The 22,722-nt window shown below is 69.7% G+C and carries 18 protein-coding genes; 15 read left to right on the top strand and 3 right to left on the bottom strand.

The genetic code is table 11. From position 1 onward, the window contains the following. The 7 genes from HR086_RS27335 to HR086_RS27305 form a co-directional block, all read left to right on the top strand. Positions 1-720 (top strand): N-acetylmuramic acid 6-phosphate etherase (locus tag HR086_RS27335; protein ID WP_174467094.1); only part of this gene is annotated, 720 nt, incomplete at its 5' end. Beyond that, complete coding sequence (gene ptsP / locus HR086_RS27330) at positions 717-3,296, top strand: phosphoenolpyruvate--protein phosphotransferase (RefSeq protein ID WP_174467093.1); 2,580 nt, start codon at positions 717-719, stop codon at positions 3,294-3,296. The genes HR086_RS27335 and ptsP, both read left to right, overlap by 4 nt. 30 nt (positions 3,297-3,326) lie before the next feature. After that, entirely contained in the window at positions 3,327-5,042 is a 1,716-nt protein-coding gene (gene nagE / locus HR086_RS27325) for an N-acetylglucosamine-specific PTS transporter subunit IIBC (RefSeq protein ID WP_373564365.1), read from the top strand. Positions 5,043-5,127: 85 nt separating this feature from the next. Continuing rightward, complete coding sequence (locus HR086_RS27320) at positions 5,128-6,501, top strand: carbohydrate porin (RefSeq protein WP_174467091.1); 1,374 nt, start codon at positions 5,128-5,130, stop codon at positions 6,499-6,501. A gap of 68 nt (positions 6,502-6,569) precedes the next feature. After that, positions 6,570-9,269 (top strand): family 20 glycosylhydrolase, encoded by a 2,700-nt coding sequence (locus HR086_RS27315; protein ID WP_174467090.1) that lies wholly within the window; start codon positions 6,570-6,572, stop codon positions 9,267-9,269. A gap of 142 nt (positions 9,270-9,411) precedes the next feature. Next, complete coding sequence (locus HR086_RS27310; RefSeq protein WP_174454178.1) at positions 9,412-9,975, top strand: RNA polymerase sigma factor; 564 nt, start codon at positions 9,412-9,414, stop codon at positions 9,973-9,975. A 329-nt stretch (positions 9,976-10,304) separates the two neighbouring features. Continuing rightward, a complete protein-coding gene (locus HR086_RS27305) occupies positions 10,305-11,669 on the top strand; it encodes a hypothetical protein (protein WP_174454179.1) in 1,365 nt (454 codons plus the stop codon). 120 nt (positions 11,670-11,789) lie between these two features. On the opposite strand, the gene HR086_RS27300 is transcribed toward HR086_RS27305, so the two are convergent. Continuing rightward, on the bottom strand, positions 11,790-13,706 hold the full coding sequence (locus HR086_RS27300) for a glycoside hydrolase family 2 protein (protein ID WP_217441972.1): 1,917 nt from the start codon (positions 13,704-13,706) through the stop codon (positions 11,790-11,792). A 156-nt stretch (positions 13,707-13,862) separates the two neighbouring features. Between HR086_RS27300 and HR086_RS27295 the strand changes: the two genes are divergently transcribed. After that, positions 13,863-14,273: a hypothetical protein gene (locus HR086_RS27295; RefSeq protein WP_174467088.1), complete on the top strand. Its 411-nt coding sequence runs from the start codon at positions 13,863-13,865 to the stop codon at positions 14,271-14,273. A 124-nt stretch (positions 14,274-14,397) separates the two neighbouring features. Beyond that, positions 14,398-15,645, top strand: a complete 1,248-nt coding sequence (glgC, locus tag HR086_RS27290) for a glucose-1-phosphate adenylyltransferase (protein WP_141644597.1) — start codon at positions 14,398-14,400, stop codon at positions 15,643-15,645. Positions 15,646-15,655: 10 nt separating this feature from the next. On the opposite strand, the gene HR086_RS27285 is transcribed toward glgC, so the two are convergent. Then, positions 15,656-16,363, bottom strand: a complete 708-nt coding sequence (locus HR086_RS27285) for a siderophore-interacting protein (protein ID WP_174467087.1) — start codon at positions 16,361-16,363, stop codon at positions 15,656-15,658. Between the two features lie 218 nt (positions 16,364-16,581). On the opposite strand from HR086_RS27285, the gene HR086_RS27280 reads away from it, so the two are divergent. Both HR086_RS27280 and HR086_RS27275 read left to right on the top strand, forming a co-directional pair. After that, the gene (locus HR086_RS27280; protein ID WP_141644599.1) at positions 16,582-17,373 is read left to right on the top strand and encodes an HmuY family protein; all 792 of its coding nucleotides are present in this window, start codon (positions 16,582-16,584) and stop codon (positions 17,371-17,373) included. Further along, on the top strand, positions 17,370-18,881 hold the full coding sequence (locus tag HR086_RS27275; RefSeq protein ID WP_254626490.1) for an MXAN_6640 family putative metalloprotease: 1,512 nt from the start codon (positions 17,370-17,372) through the stop codon (positions 18,879-18,881). The genes HR086_RS27280 and HR086_RS27275 overlap by 4 nt, the downstream gene beginning before the upstream one ends. A gap of 346 nt (positions 18,882-19,227) precedes the next feature. Here HR086_RS27275 and HR086_RS27270 read toward each other — a convergent pair whose 3' ends face one another. Next, the gene (locus HR086_RS27270; protein ID WP_174454184.1) at positions 19,228-20,373 is read right to left on the bottom strand and encodes an energy transducer TonB; all 1,146 of its coding nucleotides are present in this window, start codon (positions 20,371-20,373) and stop codon (positions 19,228-19,230) included. Positions 20,374-20,613: 240 nt separating this feature from the next. Here HR086_RS27270 and HR086_RS27265 point away from each other — a divergent pair, with 240 nt between their 5' ends. The 4 genes from HR086_RS27265 to HR086_RS27250 form a co-directional block, all read left to right on the top strand. Beyond that, entirely contained in the window at positions 20,614-21,699 is a 1,086-nt protein-coding gene (locus tag HR086_RS27265) for a type III polyketide synthase (protein ID WP_174467086.1), read from the top strand. Then, complete coding sequence (locus HR086_RS27260; RefSeq protein WP_174454185.1) at positions 21,693-22,268, top strand: isoprenylcysteine carboxyl methyltransferase family protein; 576 nt, start codon at positions 21,693-21,695, stop codon at positions 22,266-22,268. The genes HR086_RS27265 and HR086_RS27260 overlap by 7 nt, the downstream gene beginning before the upstream one ends. After that, entirely contained in the window at positions 22,261-22,539 is a 279-nt protein-coding gene (locus tag HR086_RS27255; protein WP_141644603.1) for an acyl carrier protein, read from the top strand. Before HR086_RS27260 ends, HR086_RS27255 begins: the two co-directional genes overlap by 8 nt. Then, on the top strand, positions 22,536-22,722 hold a 187-nt coding region (locus HR086_RS27250), incomplete at its 3' end, for a hypothetical protein (RefSeq protein WP_174467085.1). The genes HR086_RS27255 and HR086_RS27250, both read left to right, overlap by 4 nt.

Genomic DNA, 22,722 nt, shown 5'->3' with positions numbered 1-22,722 from the left:
GTGTACGCGGGGGCGGGTTCGTCGGGCGTGCTGGCGGCGCTGGACGCGGTGGAGTTGGGGCCGACGTTCGACTGGCCGGCGTCGCGGGTGGCGGTGGTGATGGCGGGAGGGTTGGACCTCTCTCACGGGCTCGACGCTGTCGCAGAGGATGACGAGGGCGCGGGTCGGGAGCGTGCGCTGCGGGCGCGGCTGGGACCCGAGGACGTGGTGCTGGGGGTCTCCGCCAGTGGGCACAGCGCCTTCACGGTGGGCGTGTTGGACGTGGCGCGCGGTCGCGACGCGCTCACGGTGGCGCTGGCGTGTCGCGCGAAGTCGCCGCTGGCGCGTGTCGCGGCACACGAGGTGGTCGTCGCCTCGGGCGCGGAGGTCATCGCGGGCTCCACGCGGTTGGGCGCGGGGACGGCGCAGAAGGTGATGTTGAACCTCTTCTCCACCTCCGTCATGGCGGGGCTGGGGCGCGTCTTCGACAACCTGATGGTCGACGTGCGGCCGGAGAACGCGAAGCTGCGTCAGCGCTGCGTGGCCATGGTGGCGCGGCTTGCCCAGGTGGATGAACTCCGCGCCGCCGAAGCGCTCACGGCACACGGCACCGTCAAACGCGCGGTGCTGGGACTCGCGGGGCTGGATGTCGCGCGAGCGGACGCGGCCCTGGAGCGCGCTGGGGGCAACCTGCGGCTCGCGCTGTCGGCGCTCTCCTCGGAGGAGGTAGACCCCTCATGACCGGACTCCCGCTGAAGCTCGTCACCGCTCGTCCTTCCTCGGCCACGCTGCTGCTCTCCTCGCCGCTGTCGGGCTGGGCGGCGCGGCTGGAGGAGGTGCCCGACCCGGCCTTCGCCCAGCGCCTGGCGGGTGACGGCATCGTGGTGGACCCGACCTCCGCCGAGCTGCGCGCGCCCTGTGACGGTGTCGTCATCTCCATCCACGCCTCGTGCCACGCGTGCACCCTGCGCGCCGAGACGGGGGCGGAGATTCTCCTCCACATCGGCATCGACACAGTGGAGTTGCGCGGCGAGGGCTTCACCGTCCATGTCCAGACGGGCCAGAAGGTGCGCACCGGAGACGTGCTGATTGGCTTCGACCTGGATCTGCTCGCACGCAAGGCGCGCAGCCTCCAGACGCTCATGCTGGTGGTCAACGCCGAGGGCTACACCGTGACGGAGCGGGTGGAGGGTCGCTCGGTGTCCGTCGGGGAGCCGTTGCTCGCCGTCACGGGGAGCGCGCCGGTGGCGCCGGAGGGAGCGGGTGAAGGCGGGGCGACGAGGCAGGTCCGGCTGCTCATCGCGCATGGGTTGCACGCCCGTCCCGCGGCGGCGCTCGCCCAGCGGGCGCGGCAGCACCCGGGCACGGTGCGCGTCGCCTGTCATGGGCGCGTGGTCAACGGGAAGAGCGTGTCCGCGCTCATGGGCCTGGGGGCCACGCACGGAGACCTGCTGACCCTTCACGTGGAGGGAGACGCGGCCGAGCGCGTGGCGCAGGAGCTGGCGGAGTGGGTGGCCAGTGGACTGGGCGATCCGACGACGCCCGTCGCGGAGCCGGTGATGACCGCGCGCGGTATCACGCCCGTGCCCGTCGCGGCTCCGACCTTCCTGCCCGGAAAGGAGCTGCTGCTCGAGGGCATCGTCGCGTCGCCGGGCTCCGCCGTGGGTCGGGCCGTCCGGGTCATCGACCTCCCCGTCGACCTGCCCGAGCAGGGACTCGGCGTGACGCTGGAAGAACAGCGCCTGTCGGAGGCCCTCGCCCGCGTCCGGAGGGAACTCGAAGAGGCGATGTCCGCGACGCCCGGGAATGGAGGCGCCCGCGCGGATATCTTCCGGGCGCACCTGGCGCTGCTGGATGACCCGGAGCTCATCGAGGCCGCGAATCGCGAGCTCGCCGCCGGACGTGGCGCGGCCTGGGCGTGGCGCGCGGTCGTCGAGCGACAGGCCGCCGTGCTGCTCGGCCTGGAGGACGCGCGACTGGCGGAGCGCGCTGGGGACCTGCATGACCTCGCGCGCCGCGTCGTCGCCGCGTTGACGGGAGAGGCCAGCTCGCGGATTCCCTCGACGTTGCCGCCAGAGGCCATCCTCGTCGCGGATGAGCTGCTGCCTTCGGAGCTGGCCGCGCTCGAGCCTCATCGCATCGCCGGCATCTGCACCGCGCGGGGTGGGCCCACCTCGCATGTCGCCATCCTCGCGTCCGGCATGGGCCTGCCCGCCGTCGTCGCCCTGGGGAATCAGGCCCTGGGCATTCCGGAGGGAGCGCCGCTCGTCCTCGACGGAGACCGGGGCGAGGTGCGGGTCTTCCCCTCCGAGGAGACGCGTGAGGCCACCCGTCGCGCGATGACGTCGCGCGCGGCCCACCGCCGTGTCCACCTGTTGACCGCGCACGAGGACTGCCGCACCGCGGATGGAGTCCGCATCGAGGTGCTCGCGAACCTCGGTCGCCCGGGTGAGGCCGTGACGGCTCGTGACAAGGGCGCGGAGGGCTGTGGCCTCTTGCGCACCGAGTTCCTGTTCCTGGAGCGGGTCCGCGCGCCCGGTGAGGACGAGCAGTTGGCGCGCTACCAGGAAATCGCGGACGCGCTGGGCGGGCGGCCCGTGGTCATCCGCACGCTCGACGTCGGCGGTGACAAGCCGCTGGCCTACCTGCCACTGCCACACGAGGACAATCCGGTGCTGGGCCTGAGGGGCGTGCGGGTGTCGCTGCGAGAGCCCGAGCTGCTGCGCACCCAACTGCGCGCCATCCTCCGGGTCCGTCCCGTGGGGGTCTGCCGCATCCTCGTTCCGATGATTTCCTCGCGGGCGGAGCTGCGCGCCGTGCGCGCCCTTCTCGAATCGGAGCAGCGCGCGCTCGGTCTCACCGCGCCGATTCTCCTGGGAGCCATGGTGGAGGTCCCCGCCGCCGCGGTGCTCGCGGACCAGCTCGCCGCAGAGGCGGACTTCCTGTCCATCGGGACCAATGACCTCACGCAGTACGTGCTGGCCGTGGACCGAGGCAACCCGCACCTCGCGGCGCGGCTGGATGGCCTTCATCCGGGCGTGCTGCGACTGGTGGCGAAGACGGTGGAGGGCGCGCGGGTCCACGGGCGCCCGGTGGCGGTGTGTGGTGGCGTGGCGTCGGAGCCTCGGGCCGCGCCGCTGCTGTTGGGGCTGGGCGTCACGGAGCTGTCCGCCACGCCCTCGGTGATTCCCGACTTGAAGGCGTTCATCCGCACGCTGTCCCTCGCGCGTTGCGAGCAGGTCGCGCGTGAGGCCCTGGAACTGGAGAGCGCGGAGGCGGTGCGCGCTCTGGTGTCGAGCACCTGGCCCGGGCTGTAGCCCGGCTCCCAACCCTGGAGGTACGTCGTGGTGAGCAACTCGTTTGCTGGAGTGCAGCAACTCGGGCGTGCGTTGATGTTGCCCATTGCCGTGCTGCCCATCGCGGGCCTGCTGCTGCGGTTGGGGCAGCCGGACCTGCTGGACATCGCCTTCGTCGCGGCGGCCGGAGACGCCATCTTCTCGAACCTCGGCCTGCTGTTCGCCGTGGGCGTGGCCGTCGGCTTCGCCAAGGAGAACCATGGCGCCGCGGGGCTTGCGGGCGCGGTGGGCTACTTCATCATCATCCAGGGCACGCAGGCGCTGGTGACCATTCCGCCCGAGGTGACGGCGGGTCTGGAGGGCGCGGCGAGAGACCTGGCGCTGTCCACCTTCAAGACGCGGCTGGCGGCGAAAATCAGCACGCCGGCCGGCATCCTCGCGGGCTTGAGCGCGGGCCTGCTCTACAACCGCTTCAAGGACACGAAGCTGCCGGAGTACCTGGCGTTCTTTGGAGGGCGCAGGTTCGTTCCCATCGTCACCGGCTTCGCCTGTCTGCTGTTTGCCCTGGCGTTCGGCTTCGCCTGGCCGGTGGTGGAGCTGGGGCTGGATGGGGCCAGCCGCTCGGTGGTCTCCGCCGGAGGACTGGGGCTGTTCCTCTATGGCTTCTTCAATCGACTGCTCATCGTCACCGGGCTGCACCACATCATCAACAACCTCGCCTGGTTCGTGCTCGGTGACTTCAATGGCGTGACGGGAGACCTGAAGCGCTTCTTCGCCGGGGACCCGACGGCCGGCGCGATGATGGCGGGCTTCTTCCCGGTGATGATGTTCGGTCTGCCGGCGGCGTGCCTCGCCATGTACCACGCGGCGCCCCTGCGCAATCGCGCCAGGGTCGGCGGCGTGCTGCTGTCCATGGCGCTCACCTCCGCGCTGACGGGAGTCACCGAGCCGGTGGAGTTCGCCTTCATGTTCCTGGCCCCGCCGCTGTACCTGCTCCACGCGGTGCTGACGGGCATGTCGCACGTCATCATGAACGTGCTCGGCGTGAAGCTCGGGTTCGGCTTCTCCGCGGGGCTGTTCGACTACGTGCTGAACTACGGCAAGTCCACCCAGCCGCTCCTGTTGCTGCCCGTGGGACTCGCCTACTTCGGCGTCTACTACGGCGTGTTCCGCTTCATCATCGTCCGCTTCAACCTCAAGACACTCGGTCGCGAGGATGAGCTCGCCGCCGTGAGTGCCCCGAGTGAGGGCCGGAGCCTTCCCGCTCCGGCCCTGGCCCGAGGCGAGGCGTACCTGAAGGCGCTCGGAGGCGTGGCCAACCTGAAGGAAGTGGACGCCTGCACCACGCGCCTGAGGCTCCAGGTGGTGGACTCGGAGCGTGTGGACGAGGCCACGCTCAAGCAGCTCGGGGCGCGTGGTGTGCTGCGCCCCGCGCGAGGCAGTGTGCAGGTCATCATCGGTCCCGAGGCGGACCAGCTCGCCGCCGAGGTGAAGCAGGCGCTCCAGGGCGCCGCGGCGCCCGGGGCCGAGCACCGCACCCTGGCGAGGGCCATGCTCGACGCCCTGGGTGGCGCGGCCAACGTGCGCGTCGTGGACAGCTGCACCACGCGGTTGCGGCTGAGTGTCGCGGACGCGTTGCTGGTGAATGACGCGAAGCTTCAGGGGCTGGGGACGCGAGGCGTGGTGAAGCCCGTCAGCGGCAGCGTGCAGGTCATCCTTGGTCCCACCGCGGAGTGTGTCGCGGACGAGCTGCGCGCGATGCTCTAGCCCCCGACTCCCCATTCTCTCTTCCAACCGAATGAACCCCTCTCTCGGGAGGGGTGCTGGCCGTGCCTTGCCCGGAGGTTCACACATGATTCCCGGTGGCCCCTCAGTCCCGTTGTTCCTCGGTCGTTCCTCGCGTCCGCTGCTGGCCGCGCTCTGCCTGCTGTTCGCACTTCCCTCGAGCGCGCAATCCCTGGCGGACCGGCTCGACTTCTCCATGTACGGCCGCGTCGGCGTGGGCTGGGCGCCCACCAGCGGCGAGTTCATCCAGGGCAAGACGTTCAACCTCACGGGCCGCTCCGTGGGAGGACGGCTGGAGGAGGGCGACTATCTGGAGCCTTCCCTCAAGCTGCACCTGCTCAAGCCGGCCGAGGGCAGCGTGGATGCGCCCTACGCCTACGCGGTGCTGACGCCCGCGATGTGGGCCAACAACGGCCTGTTCATCGGCCTGACGAGCAATCGCTTCAGCTCCACGCTGGCGCTGGAGTTGGGAGAGGCCTACGTCGCGGCGGGAAACATCCTGGTCCCCGGCCTGAAGTTCTGGGGCGGCGTGCGCTTCTATCGCGGCACGAACGTGTATCTGGCGGACTACTGGTACTTCAACAACCTGTCCGCGCAGGGGCTGGGCGTTCAGTACGGGCCCATCGACGTGGCGGTGCTGCTCCAGACCTCCGCCACGCTCGCGGAGTACGCGGTGGACACGGACGGCGATGGCGAGCCGGACCGCCGCCGTCAGCGCACCGTCATCGTGGGCCAGTACACGCACACCTTCCAGAGCAAGCACGCCATCCATCTGCTGACGGAGATTCACGCGCTGCCCGAGGCGGCCTCGCTCGCTCCCGCCGATGCGCGAATCCTGCCGCCGGACGTGGGCGTGGTGGGAGGCGTCAAGGGACACGTGGAGCTCGGCAACGGCAGCTTCAATGACACCTCGGTGCGCATCGGCAGCCGCATCGCCAATGGCAGCCTCGCGGGGCTTCCGACGTGGAACACGTATGGGCTGCCCGCGGCGAATGGCCGGTACTCGGGCGCGTATGGCGTCGAGGTGGTGAACCACCTGCTCTACAACGTGAACCCGCTCTTGAGCGTCAACGCCTACGGCACCCTGCACGCGGGCCGGGGCGCGAGCGGCGCGGTGACGGACCGCTATGTCGAGTACGCGCTGGGCGCGCAGAGCACGCTGTTCCTCCATGACCAGTTCCACCTGGTCAACGAGGCGAGCTTCCAGGGCTTCCGCGAGGGACATCAGCGGTACGGGACGGCGCTGAAGCTGTCGTTGGTGCCCACGCTGGTGCCCACCGGCAAGCGCGACGTCTGGGCCCGGCCGCACCTGCGGCTGTTCTACACGCTGGCTGTCTACAACCAGGCGTCAGTCGACCGGCTCATCTCGCCGTACCTCCAGACGGTGGGCGGCTCCACGGTGGGCCACTACCTGGGCGCGCGCGTGGAGTGGTGGCTCTGACCTCCCGCGCGACACCCCATCCACAGTTTCGTTTCAGGGCCACGCTCGACGTGGCGAAGGGAGACCCGATGAAGCGGCTCGTGTTGTGCCTCACGATGGTGACGTTATTGCTGTCCGCGTGCCGTCGCCCGACGGAGCTGGCCGTCGAGTGGCAGCCGGTGGACAACTCGGTGGGCAGTTGGAAGTTCTTCCGCTCCGAATTCACCTTGGAGAACCGGGGTGCGCGGGAGCTGGGCTCGCGGGGCTGGAAGCTCTACTTCAGCTTCGTGCGCCGCATCCTCGACGAAGGGGAGGGTGACGAGACGGGAATCCAGGCGCTCGCGGCGCAGGGCATCCGACTCTCCCGGGCCGGAGTGGCGAAGAGCGGCGACTACTATGTGCTGGAGCCGCTGCCGGGCTTCGTACCCCTGCGCCCCGGCGAGAAGCGGAAGCTGTCGGTGCTGGCCTCCGACTGGGCCGTCCTGAAGTCCGACGCGCCCGCCGGGTTCCACATCGTCTTCGAGGGCGGCCCGTTCGGGGCGGACCTCTCGCTCGCGGTGCCCGCCACGGTGCGCCTGGATGCGGCGGACCCGAAGCAGACGACGCGCTTCGAGGGAGACGTGCTGCCCGTTCAGACGCCGGCGCTGCGCTACGCGGAGAACCCCTCCTTCCAGTCGTTGGACTTGAAGGCGCGGCTGCTGCCGACCCCGCGTCAGGTGGACGTCCGGGAGGGCGAGGTGGTGCTGGGTGGCGCGGTGGGCATCCTCCACGCGCCGGGGCTCGGAGGCGAGGCGGCCTATCTCGCCGCGGCGCTCGGAGACGTGCTCTCGGCGTCCATCACCACGCGCGAGGCCCAGGGAGACGCGGGTTCGGAGCGCATCCGCTTGAGCATCGATTCGGCGCTCGATGTCGACGGCGATGGCGACAGGGACGCGGAAGGGTACGTGCTGGAGGTCGAGTCAGAGGGCGTGTCGGTGGTGGGCTCGGACGCGGCGGGGGTGTTCTACGGCATCCAGACGCTGCGTCAGTTGGTGCTGGTGGAGGCGTACGCGGCTTCGGTGAATCCCACGAGCAGGCCCGCCGTGCTGTCGCTGCCTCGCGTACGCATCACCGACGTGCCGGGCTTCGCCTACCGGGGCATGAGCCTGGACGTGGCACGACACTTCCAGACGAAGGAGACGGTGAAGAAGCTGCTCGACGTGCTGGGGCACTACAAGGTGAACGCGCTTCACCTGCGCCTCGCGGATGACGAGGGCTGGCGCATCGAGGTGCCCGGCATCCCCGAGCTGACCACCTACGGCGCGCGGCGCGGCTATGACCTCCAGGAAGCCCAGATGCTGCAAATCGGCCTGGGCAGTGGCGGCGACCTGGCGCAGGGAGACGGTGTGGCCTTCAAGCCGGAGTCGCCCACCGAGGCCAACGGTGGAGTCGCGCCGCGCTACCAGGGCTTCGAGCAGGCGACGCTCAACTTCGTGGGCGCGGGCCATGGTTACTACACCGTGAAGGACTACGAGGAGCTGCTGGCGTACGCGGCCGAGCGGCACATCGACGTGATTCCGGAAATCGACATGCCGGGGCACGCGCGGGCGGCGGTGAAGGCGATGGAGTACCGCTTCCGGAAGTACCAGGGCACGGACCCGGTGCGCGCGGCGGAGTACCGCCTGGTGGACCCGGCCGACACCTCGGTGCACACCAGCGTGCAGGGCTACACGGACAACTTCGTCAATCCCTGCCTGGAGTCGACCTATGCCTTCCTGGCCAAGGTGGCCCAGGAGCTGAAGGCTCGCCACGACGCGGTGCCCGGGGCGCGGCTCTTGGCCATCCACGCGGGGGGCGACGAGTTGCCTTCGCTCGCGGCGAACGTGTGGTGGCAGGGCTCGCCGGTGTGCCAACAGAACCCGGAGACGCGTGGCCTCACGGACGTGCAGCTCTTCAACCGGTTCTTCACGCGTTGGGGCGGGCTCATCACCGCGACGGGCGCGGCGGCCACGGGTTGGGACGACATCATCCACCACGGGTTGGACCTGCCGGGCTTCATCCCCATGCCGTGGAGCAACGTGTGGGGCTGGGGGCGCGAGGACGACGCGTACCGGTATGCGAACCAGGGCTCCCGCGTGATTCTGTCGCACGCGACGAACCTCTACATGGACCTGGCGTACAACAAGGACCCGGACGAGCCCGGCTATTACTGGGCCAACTTCGTCGACGAGAAGAAGACCTTCGAGTACCGGCCGTTCGATGTGTATGTGAATGGCACGGCGGACCGGATGGGCAACCCCATCGACCCGAGCGCCTGGGCGACGAAGGAGCGGCTCACCGAGGCGGGGCGCAAGAACATCCTTGGCATGCATGGGTTGCTCTTCGGGGAGAACGTCAAGACGCCGCAGGTGATGGAGTATCTGGCGTTCCCCAAGATACTCGGCGTGGCGGAGCGCGCCTGGAACCCGGAGCTGCCCGCGCCTGACCAGATGCCCGCGCTGTGGGCTCGGTTCGCCAACAGCCTGGGACAGTCCGTCCTGCCTCGGCTGGGCGCCTATCGTCCGGTGGACGTGCGCGGGGAGCTGCCCGACAGCGTGGGGGTGAACTACCGCATCCCCTTGCCCGGGGCTCGGCGCACGGGCGGGAAGGTGCACGCCAACGTGCGCTTCCCGGGCCTCGTCATCGAGTACTCGGCGGATGGCGGCCGGAGCTGGGCCGTCTATTCGGAGCCCGTGAGTGCCCAGGGCCGGGTGCTGCTGCGCGCTCGGGCGAGTGATGGCCGGAGCAGTCGCGAGGTCGAGCTGAACTGACGGGGGCGGCACCCTTCTGCTTCTCCGCTTCGCGGGGTGAGGGTGCCGCGTCCTCGACAGGTGACACCGCCCACCGGGAGCGCCCGGTGGGCCGGGCAGCGCCGGGCCCGACGCCCCTGCGCGGATGAGGCTGGGAGAGGCCATGGCGACTGCCAAGCTCGGTGTGGATGAACCTCGCGTCCGGGAAGCGAGTCGGGGGAATCGTGACGCGGTCGGCGCGCTCCTGACGGAGCTGTTGCCCCGGGTCCGGACGCGGGTGCGGTACCTGGTTCGCCGCGACACGGAGGTGGACGACGTGACGCAGGAGGCGCTCGTCGCCATCCTGCGCGGCCTGCGCGGCTACCGGGGCGACGGCGCCTTCGCGTCCTGGGCGGACCAGGTGGTGCGACGGGTGAGCTTCGCGGCCTCACGCAGGGCCCGCATCGAACGACGTCAGCGCGATGAAGCGAGTGCCCGGGACTTCGAGTCCTGCGACGAGCTGGCGAGGGAGGACTGCCTGCTGCGTCGACAGGTGGAGGGGCTCCTCGCGCAGCTCCCCGACGAGCAGCGCCGCGCCCTCGTGCTTCACCATCTTCAGGGAATGAGCGTGCCCGAGCTGGCGGATGCGCTGGAGATTCCCTTCGAGACGGTGAGGAGTCGACTCCGGTTGGGGCGGGCCCACCTGCGCGTGCTCGTCGCCCGGCGTGGCGCTTCGCTTCAAGCCTGAGCCACCCCGGCACCTGTCGGATTCAGGACCGCCGCCGCCCGCGATGGCGATGCGCGGCGCCCCGAACCCGCGGTGCTCGCGCTCTGAACCTCATCCTCGGGGCGAGGCCGACGGAGTTGCCTGCACGGGCGAGGCCCGCGGGATGTGGCTCCCTGGCCGGCGTGCCTGGAGGTGCTCCCGGCCCGCGCCACGCCTTGGATTGAACAACCCGTCGTGTGCGCCCCGGGCCCGGGGGTTGTTTCCCGGCGTGTGCCTCACAACTCCGTGAAGCCCCCTTCGCTGAGCGAGCGCCTGGGGCGTGCCCCCGTGCATGGAAAAGGAGTCAGGTGATGCGGAGTTTGCGAACGAAGACAGTCACGCTCGGCGTGGTGCTGCTGGGCTGGGTGGTGCTCTCGGGCTGCGGGCAACCCGAGGAGGGCATGACGCCGGACACCTGGGGAGACGACGTGGGGCGCCCCATGGCATCCCAGGAGGCCGTGGGACCGCCGAGCGTGCGGGCGTGGCAGGTGCTGGACACGGGCATGATCTATCGCGGCAACACGCGCTCCTCGCGCATCGTGCGGGACAGCGGGGGCAACGTGCTCACCCTGGCGAGCTACTGGCGAAACGGCTCCCAGCGCACGCTGGAGCTGCTCAAGCTGAATCCACTCGGACAGGAGGTCTGGCGCAAGGTCTTCGCGTGGCCCGTGGCGCAGCTCCAGCCCGCCGAGTCGGACTTCTATTCGTTCCCGGACCTGGTGGTGGATGCCTCCGACAACATCCTGATGGCGGGCCATGCGCCGGAGACGATGGACCTGGGAGATGGCGCGCTGGGCAAGCGCTCGTTCGTGGCGAAGTTCTCTCCAGCGGGGACGCTGCTGTGGCGGCACGCCTTGTGTGACGAACTGGGCATCCGCGCGGTGGCGGTCGACTCGCAGGGCGCGGTGTGGCTCGGAGGCCAGGTGGGCCTGAACTGCAACGTGGGCGGCGGCGTCCGGTGGGTGCTGGAGGTCCCGGGGTGGCAGGGCTACATCGCGAAGTTCGACGCGAATGGCGACTACGTCTTCGACCGCGCCATTGGTGGCAGGGGTGACCGCGTGGAGGTCATGGACCTGAAGACCTCCTCGGACGATGGCGTCGTCGTCGTGGGGTGGCGCTATGTCTTCAACCGTTCGCCGGAGCGGGTGGCCTTCGTGTCCAAGTTCGCCCGGAACGGTCCGCACCGCTGGTTCCGCGAGTACCCGGAGGCCCCCGGTGGCTTCTATGCCGTCGCGGCGCTCGGTGACGACATCGTCGCGGTGGGCAGCTTCTCGGGGACCATGCGCTTCAAGGGACAGGACTATCCGGGAGGCATCTGGGGACGCGGCAACATCGCGGCGTACTCGCTCACCGGAGAGGAGCGCTGGATGACGCTGCTGGGGGCCTGGTTGAAGGACGTCTCCACGGGACCACTGGGTGTCGCGGTGCTGGGGGCGTGCGACGCCACGTGTCCGCCGCCCGAGGTCCAGTTCGGCGGCACGGATGGAGTGCTCGGGCTCTACTCTCCGGCAGGAAGTCGACTCTGGGGCGCGGGAATCGGGCCCTTCCACGGAGCCGCGTGGGAGCTGACGTACCACCCCACGGGCGAGGTCTCCCTCACGGGGGACGCGGACGTCGATACCTCGACGACGCCGTTCAGCGCGAAGCAGCTCATCCAGCGACTGCGGCCCCAGTAGCGCGGTGCCTCCTCACGCCAGCAGTGGCCTCCGAGTCCGAGGGAGGCCCTGTGCTGGACGGTATTCACCATGGGCGCGAGGCACTGGGCAGGGACGACGATGCGATCCGTGTGCACGCTGTCAGGGCGCGCGGGCCTGCTCGGGCTGGGCCTGCCGTGCCTCCAACTTGCGGTAGTGCTCGGCGAGGACGTCGAAGGCCTGCTTGCGCTGGCCCGTCTCCGAGAGCAGTCCCTTGCGATTCCACCCCTGCTGGTAGACGGGATGCTGGCGCCGGGGCGAGCGGAAATCCTTCAGCACCCAGGGCGACAGGCCGCGCAGCGAGGGCACCTTCTCGCTCATCGCGAGCGTCTGCCGGTGGTACTCGGCCTGGAACTCCTCGGAGAACTTCCGCTTCAGCCCGGGCTCGTGGAATCCCGCCTGGGCGTCGGCGCCGAACTCGGAGAAGACGAGCGGCTTGCCCGTGTCGTTGCGCCAGCCGATGCCCGGCAGGTCCGCCAGCGCGTCGTCGGAATACCAGCCGTTGTAGGTGTTCACCGCCGCCACGTCGAGGTGGCTCACCAGCGGGTCCTTCACCACCATCACCGACTGGCCCTTCTCCTGGACACGGTCGATGAGCAGCGCCGCCGTCACCAGCCTCGTGTCGTCGAGCGCTCGCGCATCTGCCGCGAGTCGCGCCAGGAAGGCGTTGCGCGCGTCGCTCACGGGTGTCTCGTTGGCCACGCTCCAGAACGCGATGGAGGCGCGGTTGCGGTCCCTCAGGATGTTCTCCGCGAGCATCCGCCGCGCGGTCTCCAGCGTCTCGCCCCGGGCGAAGTTGACGCGCCAGTAGACGGGAATCTCGCTCCAGATGAGCAGCCCCATTTCGTCCGCCATGCGTGTCATGACCTCCGAGTGCGGATAGTGGGCCAGCCGCACGAAGTTGCCGTGCAGTCCGTGCTTCACCTCTCCGAGCAGCGCGCGCGCCGCCCCGGGCGTCATGGCGCGGGTGGGGTTCTTGCCCAGCTCCTCTTCATGCAGGCTGATGCCGCGCAGGAAGACAGGCTTGCCATTGAGCAGGATGTCGTGGCCCTTCACTTCCAACGTCCGGAAGCCGATGCGGTCCACCAACCGGTCCTCGCCGGCCTCCACCGTCACCTCGTAGAGCGAAGGCTGTTCTGGGCTCCAGCGCTTCAGGGCGGAGGGCTCCGCCGCATCGCCCGTCCAGCTCCCATCCGCGCCGGTGCGTCCCTTCAACGTCAGGGACAGCGCGGGGATGCGCACCCGCACCTCGGTGTCCCCGGGCCGCGTGCCCTGGAGCCGCACCGTCGCGCGGAGGCGGCCGTCGTCGCCCAGGCGCACCCACGCATCGTCGATGTACGTGGCCGGCGTCAGCACCAGGCGCACGGGCCGGGTGAGGCCGCCATAGGTCTCCCAGTCGGTGACGGTGGGCGGCACGGTGTCGGCGGAGCGCACGGAGTCGACGCCGACCGTCACCTGGTTCTCCCCCGTGCGCAGCAAGGAGGTCACCTCGAACGCGAAGGGCGTGAAGCCGCCCTCGTGAATCCCCACGGACTTGCCATTCAAATACACACGCGCCACGTAGTCCGCGGCGCCGAAGCGCAGGAACGCTCGCTGGCCCGGAGCCTTGGTCGCGGTGAAGGTCCGCTGGTACCAGACGAGCCCGTCGTAGTAGCGCATCGTCTCGTCGTGGGAGATCCACGAGGCGGGCAGGTGGACCACCGGCGAGCGACGCATGTCGTATTCGTAGAGCGCCTGGGGATTCGCGCGCGTGACGGCATCGACATCGACGTCGTCATGGCGACGGTGCCCGGGGCCGGCCTCCGCGCCATGGAAGCCCGCGAGGCCGTCTCGGTACGGGTCCACGGACCAGTGCCATGCACCCGACAGGTCCTGTCCGGCGCGGGCCTCCACGTTGACCAGCACGGGCCCCACGCGCGCGGGTGTTGTCTGGGAAGGAGTTGCCGCAAGGGATTGCGTCGCCAGTCCGACAATCACGGTCAGCCCTCCGCACAGCTGCTTGAGCCACTGTCCCCGCATGGTCATGCTCCGTGAGTGCGAATGTGTCCGCCGTGCCTCGGCACGGGCCGCCAGGGGCGCAGGCTAGGCAGGGAGGACAACCCCTGTCGAACGCAGGTGCTCCAGCGCTTGCTTCGACAGTCTTTCCCGCAACGTCTCACGGGCTGGAGGTGACGCGTGTCCGGACCGCAGGAGGAGGCGGAGCACCCGCTGTCCGGTGTGACGGCGCGCTCGGTCCTCACCGTGTTCTTGAGTGTCCTGATGGCGTTCTTCCCCAAGTGCGCCATGTGCTGGGCCGCGTACCTCAGCCTGTTCGGAAGCGTCGGGCTGGCGAGCGCGCCCGCCGTGGAGTGGCTCTTCCCCGTGCTGCTGGGGCTCTCGGGCGTCCACCTGGGGCTCATGCTGCGGCGAGCGCCGCGCAAGGGCTATGCCCCCTTCGTGCTCAGCCTCGTGGGCCTCGCCGTCATCCTGGGTGCGCGGCAACAACTCCCGGTGCGACCCTGGCTGTCGTTCCTCGGCATCGCGCTCATGGCCGGCGGCTCGCTGCTGAACGGCTTCTCCGTCCGTCCCTCGAAGGACGCCACCTGAGTCGGACCTGCCCTCGTGGCCCCGCGCGTTGACGCACGAGGACTTCTGGTGGGGCGCGCGCCGTGAAAACGGACAACCCTTCGTGGAGCCCTATACTGGGGGCCACTCAGGGAGACATCTCAGCATGGGTACGCGCATCCTCGGCATGGTGCTGGCCGGAGGCCAGGGAACTCGGTTGTCGCCGCTCACGCTGAGGCGCTCGAAGCCAGCGGTGCCCTTCGGTTCGAAGTACCGCATCATCGATTTCGCGCTCAACAACTTCATCAACTCCGGCATCTACTCCATCTACGTCCTGACGCAGTTCAAGGCGCAGTCGCTGACGGAGCACATCCAGCGCGGCTGGCGCTTCGGCTCGGTGCTGCTGTCGGACTACTTCATCACCCTCGTGCCCGCGCAGATGTACCTGTACGAGGAGCTGGGGCCCGTCTGGTACCGGGGCACCGCGGACGCCATCTACCAGAACATGCATCTGGTGGAGAACCACCGCCCCGAGCACATGGCCATCTTCTCCGGCGACCACATCTACAAGATGAACGTGGCGCACATGCTGGAGCAGCACGAGTCCCAGCGCGCGGACATCACCATCGCCGCGTACCCCACGCCCCTGGCGGACGCGCACCGCTTCGGCGTCATGCAGGTGGACGAGCGGGGCCGGGTGACGGAGTTCCAGGAGAAGCCCAAGGACCCCAAGGCCATCCCCGGCCGGCCGGACACCGCGCTGGCCAGCATGGGCAACTACATCTTCCGCAGCAAGGTGCTCGCGGAGTTGCTGGAAGTGGACGCGAAGACGGAGGGCTCACAGCACGACTTCGGCAAGGACGTGCTGCCGCGCGCGCTGCGTGACGGCTATCACATCCAGGCCTACGACTTCGCCAAGAACCCCATCCCCGGCCAGACGGCGCCCAATACCTACTGGCGCGACGTGGGAACGCTGGACGCGTACCACGAGGCGTCCATGGACCTGGTGTCGGTGAACCCGGAGTTCGACATCTTCAACGCCGAGTGGCCGCTGCGCTCCGCCAGCGAGTACAGCCCGCCCGCCAAGTTCGTCCACGAGGCCGGGGACAGGGTGGGGCGCGCGCTCAACTCCATGGTGGCCGGCGGCTGCATCATCTCCGGCGGCGTGGTGCGCGAGAGCATCCTCTTCCGCCGCGCGCGGGTGAACAGCTACGCGAGCGTGCAGCGCTCGGTCATCTTCGACGAGGTGGACATCGGCCGGCACGCGCAGGTGAAGAACGCCATCATCGACAAGGGCGTGCGCGTGCCTCCCAACGCGAAGGTGGGCTACGACCTGGAGGCCGACAGGGCGCGCGGCTTCACCGTCACCGAGAGCGGCATCGTCGTGGTGCCCAAGGGCTACCGCTTCGAGTGAGCCGCGGGCCTCAGAGCCCGCGCTTGCCGTCCGCCCAGTAGGCCTTGCTGCGCACGGAGCGGCGCGAGACGCCGTGCCGCTCCAGCAGCTCCTTGCGCAGCGTGACGATGGAGCCCGCGTGCCCGGCCAGGTAACACGTCGCGCCCGGAAGCACGTTGCGCCCAAGCCACGCTCGCAGCGCCTCGCCTCGCGGCTGTCCGTGCTCGCGCGTGACGGCCGTCAGGGGCACGCCCACCCGCTCCAGCCAGTCCTCCGCTCCCGGCTCCACCTCGATGGCGCCCAGCAGCCTCAGCGGTGAGGGCAGGGCGCGAATCATCGCCTGGAACAACCCCAGACACGTCTCGTCGCCCAGGAACACGTGCGCGGGGGCCTCCTCGTCCACGCCGAGCCGGCCTCCGGGCCCGAGGATGTCCGCCGTGTCTCCCGGCTGGAGCGCCTCGGCCCACGCGCTGCCGGGCCCCTGCCCGTGCAGGAAGAAGACGACCTCCATCGCCCCCGTCACCGGGTCCATCATCGACGGAGTGTAGTGGCGGAACGCCGTCTCGCTGACGCGGAACTCCACCTCCTGCCCGGGCTCGTGGACGACACCACGCAGGGACTCTCCCTCGAAGCGCACCCGACGCAACCGGGGCGCCAGCGTCTCCACCCGGGCGACGTGCGAGGGCTTCGCGAACCAGGGCATCAACGTGTTCGCGAGGACCGCGGGCATCTCCGGCATGGCTCTCTCCGTCGGGGTTCCGGTGTTCAATCTTTAATATTGAAAATGAGAATCGTTATCAAGTAGACTGTCGTCCTGTCGAGTGGGCAGTGCTTCGCGGAAGCGTGGAAGTGGTGCCTGAGCGTCGGAGAGCGCGGCGGGGCCCTCGACAAGAAAACCCGGAGTCGAGTGCTCTGGGAGTCACGTCACGCAGTCCGCACAGGGAGAGGAATCAGGGAATGATGAGCGATAACGAGCAGGCGTTGCCGAGGCGCGCCGGACAGCAGGGGTTGTGGGTCCTCGTGGCCGTGGGGATGTCGCTGGCGTTGCTTGCGGGCTGCGGCGAGGACGACCCGAAGGTGGAGCCCGAGCCGGAGGTCTGTGAAGCAAGCCAGGTGACCTGCACCGAGCAGACCATCGACCGGCTGACGCTGCTGACGGCGGTCTCCACGGGTGAGGTTCGCGAGGAGGGGACGACGGCCGGTGAGTTCCACACCTTCGTGGACTCGCGCGCGGGTGGCCTGACGCCGACGATGTCCTATACGTACCTGCGCTTCACGCCGACGGGGCTGACGCAGGTGCAGGTGAGTGACCAGGCGGCGCTCGCGTCGACGGAGTGGGACCTGGCGGTGCGTCGCTACACGATGCGCGTCAACAGCGGCACGTCCGGGCCGTCCTGCGTCTCGGTGGCGAACACGCCCGAGGGCACGACGTTCGCCTCGGTGACGTCGAAGAGCGCGGCCGGGGAGTTCAAGACGGAGGCGTGGTTTGATTCCACCTGCACGCTCATCCCCGACGACTCCGGTCTGGGCGGGCCCGCGACGCTCCTGGGTGGCTTCTGGACGTACCAGAGCTGCGTGGAGATGACGGGTCGCATCTTCATCGTCCGGCTGGCGGACGGCCGTCACGTGAAGCTGGAGGTGACGGGGTACTACGAGCCTGCGGCGCAGCAGGTCTGCAACGAGACGCACTCGGTGCCGCAGCCGAGCGGCTCTGGCTCCATCCGCATCAAGTGGGCGTTCCTGCCATGAGGCTCGGGGCGTGGCTCCTGCTTCTTCCCCTGGGTTGTGGCCCCGTGCAGGCATCGAGGGAGCCGCATGAGCTTCCGGAGACGTTCGCCGGGTCGCGAGCGGGGCAGCAGGCTGGAGCGCGCCCCACCTCACCCCAGGCGGTGCCGCCGAGCTTCGGCGTGGACGAGCAGGTGGAGTCGGCGGTGTCCCCGGGGGGGCGCTTCCGGGTCCACTTCTCGCGCGTCGGGCTCAACGCGGTGCCGCCGGGCGACACGGATGGCAATGGCGTGCCCGACGCGGTGGACGTCGTCGGGCGGGCCTATGAGCGCGTCGCGGATTTCTATGTCGGGCTGGGGTTCCTCCTGCCGCGCGACGATGCGTCGGTGGGGGCGGACAACGGCGGTGATGGGTTGTTCGATGTGTACCTGGTGGACTTCGCGGGCCGGGCGGATGGCGCGTTCCGGCTGGATGGCTGCGAGAGCGCGGACCAGAAGTGCGCGGGGCACATGCTCCAGGAGAACGACTTCGCGGGGTACGACTATCCCTCCTTCGAGGAGGCGGTGAGCATCCTGGCCAGCCACGAGTTCTTCCACGCGGTGCAGGCGGCCTATCGGCCGGGGCTGGGCAGCGTGGCGTCGGAGGGCACGGCGGTGTGGGCCAGCGAGCGCTTCGACGCGACGCTCGATGACCTGGAGCAGTTCACGTCGTCGTATCTGTCCCGGACGGACCGCAGCCTCGTGTTGGACCCGACGGGGCCGGCCGCGTCGTTCAGCTATGGCGCGGGGGTGTTCTTCCAGTACCTGGGTGAGCGCTTCGGTGACAGGGTCATTCTGGCGATGTGGCAGGAGAGCCTCGTCGCGCCGACGGCGCCCTGGGCCATCTTGTTGGACACGGTGCTGCGTCGCGAGTGGGGCGCGGACTTCGACACGGCCTTCGCCGAGTTCTCGCAGTGGAACCTCTCCACGGGCGCGCGGGCGCGCGTCGAGCAGGGCTATGCGCGAGGGGGCGGGTATGACGGGCTCGCGCCGTCGGCCCGGACGTTGCCCACCGAGGAGGCGGATGTCCGGGTGACGACCGCGTCGACGCGCTACTTCACGGTCCCGGGTGGCTCCGCGGAGGTGCTGGCCACGTATGTGCTCAAGGCCGGTGAGGACCCCGCGAAGCTGCACCTGCTGGTGGCGGCGGTGACGGATACATCGGTGCTCCGCGTGTCACGCGCGGAGGGGACGGGCGCGCTGTCCGCGAAGGTGGACGCGTCGGATGCGAGCGAGGTCATCATCGCGGTGGTGGATGGTCGCCACGAGGGCGTGGGCCGCTACGGGACGCTCTGCCTCACGGCGGACCCCGCGGGTGCGCCGTGTGTCGACGTGACGCCCGAGCCCGAGGACCCCGAGGACGAAGGGGGCTGTAGCGCGGCGCCGAGCGGACCTGGCTGGATGGCGCTGGTGCTGGCGTTGCTTGCGCTCGGTGCACGTCCGAGGCAGGCGCTTCGGCGGGCAGTCGTGGTGCGCCGTGACTCCGTGCGGTGAGCGCGGTGTGGCGGCTCCTGGCCTGAGCGAAACCTGACCTGGCTTGAGACGTCACCGCTGGGGCCGCGCGCGTCGCGGCCTCTCGTCGAGCCGCGCCCCCGGACGAAGGTCGCCTCGCTGGGGCGCGCGTCGAGGCCTCTCATCGAGCCGGGCTCCCCGGACGAAGGCCGCCTCGCTGGGGCGCGCGTCGTGGCCCCGCGTCGAGCTGGTGCCCCCGGACAAAGGCCACGTCGCCGGGAGCGCGTGCGTCGCGGCATCGCATCGAGCTGGAGGCTTTGGACGAAACGTCATCGCCGGGGCGTGAGCCTCGCCCCGCGAGGCCGAGGCCACGCGAGCCCGAGTCGAGTCAGGAGCCCTGGGCGGAGGTGTGCTGCTGGGGCGCTGAATCCTGGGGAGCAGGTGCCCGCTGAGGTGTCGGCGCGGGCGTCCCTGAGGGGCACTGGCGCTGGTACTCGGTCAGCGCACGCTGGAAGCGCTCCTGCTCCTCCTTGGGCCACTCGGCCGGAAGCTTCGCGATGGCCTGCTGCTGCTCGCGCAGCGCGTCCTCGCAGCGGCCTCGGTGGTAGGCCACCCGAGCCGCTGTCTCCAGCACATAGGAATTGTGGGACGCGGTCTCTTTCGCCGTGTGCGTCAGGGGCTCGGCCTCGACGTAACGGCCGGCCTGGACATGCAGCCACGCCAACTCCGTCGCGGCCCACCAGTACCTGGGCGACAGGCGGTTCAACTGGCGCAGCGCCTTCTCGTACGTGGCGTCTTTTGGATTGTCCCGTGCGAGCACCCGGGCCAGATGCGCCCAGGCCGCGGGGCTGGTCGGAAACTGCTCGGTCCGAGTCCGCGCCCAGTCCAGCTCCTCCTGGGCCGTGAGCTCCACGTCGCTGAGCATCGTGTTGAATTGGAAGACGTACTCCGTCTCGACCGGGTGTCCCGCCAGATTCGCCGGCTTGTACCGCATCGTCCGCACCGAGGCGACCAGGGCCTCCGTGACTCCATACGGCGCGGACTCCACCACTCGGATGTTCCGGACCTGCCCGTCCGCCCCCAGGAGGGCGGTGAGGACGACGATGGCCACCCCCTTGTTGAGGCGGGCTTCCAGCGGAACCACAGGTGCCTGGCCCGCGATGCGCTTGGGTGGCTGGAACCGCGTGCGGAGGTAGTCGCACGCTTCCTTCAAGCCTGCCCTGCACGCGGCGCCGATGCCCGCGGAGGCCTGGCGGAACTGCTCCTGGGTGAGCGTGCCCGACAATTTCTGGACCGCTTCCGCGAAGACACTGGGGGCCTGCTCGGGCTCCACCTCGGTGGTCGGCGCGGAGTCTCCGGGCGGGCTGACGACGGATCCGAAGAGCCTGGAGTCCTCGGTCCGCGGGTCCAGGTAGTGGGCCATGGCGCGCGACAGGTGCCCATGGCTCGCGGGCAGCGAGGGAATGCGGGCGGAGTGGCCACACGCGGTGGCTCCGAGCAGCAGCGAACAGAGAACGACATGCAGTGGACGCATCCTCGCCCACGCTAGCCCTTGCCCAAGGCATGTCCAAGGTTGCGGGCGGGGAGGTGCTGTCCGGGGTGTGACAGGGAGTCCAGCCTCCCCTTCCCTGGGGAGGAATTCGCCGTCGACCGCGCGACATTACGAGGCGAGCGAGGCGTCAGGACTCGTTCAAGTGGGTGCGAGGCATATCGCGTCTGTCCCGAGTTCCAGCTAAGCGTGTCCTCCTGACCGCCGCACGGACCCGAGACCTTCATGTACAGCGCATCCGGCCAGGACAGCAGCGCGCCCTTCATCCGCTCGGTGGGGCGCGCACTCCCGCCTCATTACGCCTCGCAGGAGCAGCTCATCGCGGCCTTCCGGGAGCTGTGGGCCAAACGGCACTTCAACCTGGAGCGGCTGGAGGACCTGCACCGCGCCGTGCAGGTGGGAGGCCGCTACCTGGCGTTGCCCATCGACGCGTATCCGGCCCTGGTCACCTTCCAGCAGCGCAATGACGCCTGGATTCGCGAGGCCACGGCGCTCAGCGAAGTCGTGGTGCGACAGGCGCTGGATGATGCGGGGTTGGCGCCGGCCGACGTGGACCACGTCTTCTTCGTCACGGTGACGGGCATCGCCACGCCCAGCATCGAGGCCCGGCTGGCCAACCGGCTGCGCTTCCGCGAGGACTTCAAGCGCACGCCCATCTTCGGGCTCGGCTGTGTCGCGGGCGCGGCGGGCATGGCGCGGGCGGCGGACTACCTGCGCGCCTTCCCCACGCACACCGCGCTCGTCGTCTCCGCGGAGCTGTGCTCGCTGACGCTGCAGCGCGAGGACCTGTCCATCCCCAACATCATCGCCTCCGGCCTCTTCGGCGACGGCGCGGCGTGCGCGGTGCTGAGGGGCGCCCAGGCGCCAGGCGCGAAGGGACCCCGGGTGGTGGCGTCGCGCTCGGTGTTCTATCCGGACTCCGAGCGCATCATGGGCTGGGACGTCGTCGACTCCGGCTTCAAGGTGGTCCTGTCCGCGAAGGTGCCCCAGCTGGTGAAGGACCACATCCAGGGCAACGTGGACGGCTTCCTCGCGTCCCAGGGTTTGAAGCGCGGTGACATCCGTCACTGGGTGGCGCACACCGGCGGGCCCAAGGTGCTGGAGTCCTTCGAGGAGGCGCTGGAGCTGGACAAGGACGCGCTGGCGCGCTCGTGGGCGTCTTTGCGCGAAGTGGGGAATCTGTCCTCGGCGTCAGTGTTGTTCGTGCTGGGGGAGACGCTGGAGAAGGTGACGGCGAAGCCCGGAGAGTACGGACTGATGATGGCCATGGGCCCGGGCTTCTGCGCGGAGATGGTGCTCTTGCGATGGTGACCGCCACACAGGCCGTCTTCCTGGGGTACATGGGCCTGCTCGGGGTGGAGCGGCTGGTGGAGCTGGTGCTCTCCAAGCGCAACGCCGCGTGGGCCTTCGCTCGGGGCGGGGTGGAGACGGGACAGCGCCATTACCGCTTCATGGTGGTGTTCCACTCGCTCTTCCTCGCGGCGTGCGTGGCGGAGGTGTTCCTTCTGCACCGGCCCTTCCTGGGGGGCTGGAGCGGGGCGGCGCTGGGCGGCGCGGTGGTGGCGCAGGGGCTGCGCTACTGGGCCATCTCCACGCTGGGCCCGCGCTGGAACTCTCGCATCATCGTCGTGCCGGACCTGCCGCCGGTGGTGGGCGGGCCGTATCGCTTCCTGCGTCACCCCAACTACGTCGCGGTGGTGCTGGAGCTGGCGTGTGTGCCGCTCATCCACGGCGCGTGGTGGACGGCCGTGTTCTTTTCGGTGGGAAACCTGGTGCTGCTCTCCGTGCGCATCCGCGCGGAGGAAGCGGCGCTGGGGGACGCGTATGCGCGCGCCTTCTCCCACCGCCCCCGTTTCCTTCCCGAGGTGCCCCGTGGCTGAGCTCGAACTGGAAGTCCTGGCGGAGATTCGTCGCATCGCCGCCGATGAGCTGGAGTGGAAGGGCGTGGTGGAGCCCCAGCACGACCTCGTTCGGGACTTGCAACTCGACAGCCTGGGGCTGACGGTGCTGGCGGTGGGGTTGGAGAACCGCTTCCGCATCCGCTTGTCGGAGGAGGACGCGCAGGGGGTGCGCACGGTGGCGGACCTGGCGAAGCTGGTGGAGCGCCGCGTCGCCACGACGGCGCGCACGCCGACGGAGGTCCGCTCGTGAGAGGTCCGACGTTGCCGAAGGTGCGGTTCCCCACGGTGAACGCGATGCTCTCGGCGGCCAGCCGGACGCCCTTCCAGTTGACGTTCGTCGACGCGGCCGAGCGCGAGGAGTCGCTGTCCTGGGCGGAGGTGTACCGCCGCGCGCGGCGCACGGCGGCGGGGCCTGTCTCTTATACCCATCTGA

The organism is Myxococcus sp. CA039A (assembly GCF_013336645.1).
Taxonomy (GTDB): domain Bacteria; phylum Myxococcota; class Myxococcia; order Myxococcales; family Myxococcaceae; genus Myxococcus; species Myxococcus llanfairpwllgwyngyllgogerychwyrndrobwllllantysiliogogogochensis.
Note: the sequence above shows the minus strand (reverse complement) of the source record. Positions and strands in the feature narration are given on the sequence as shown.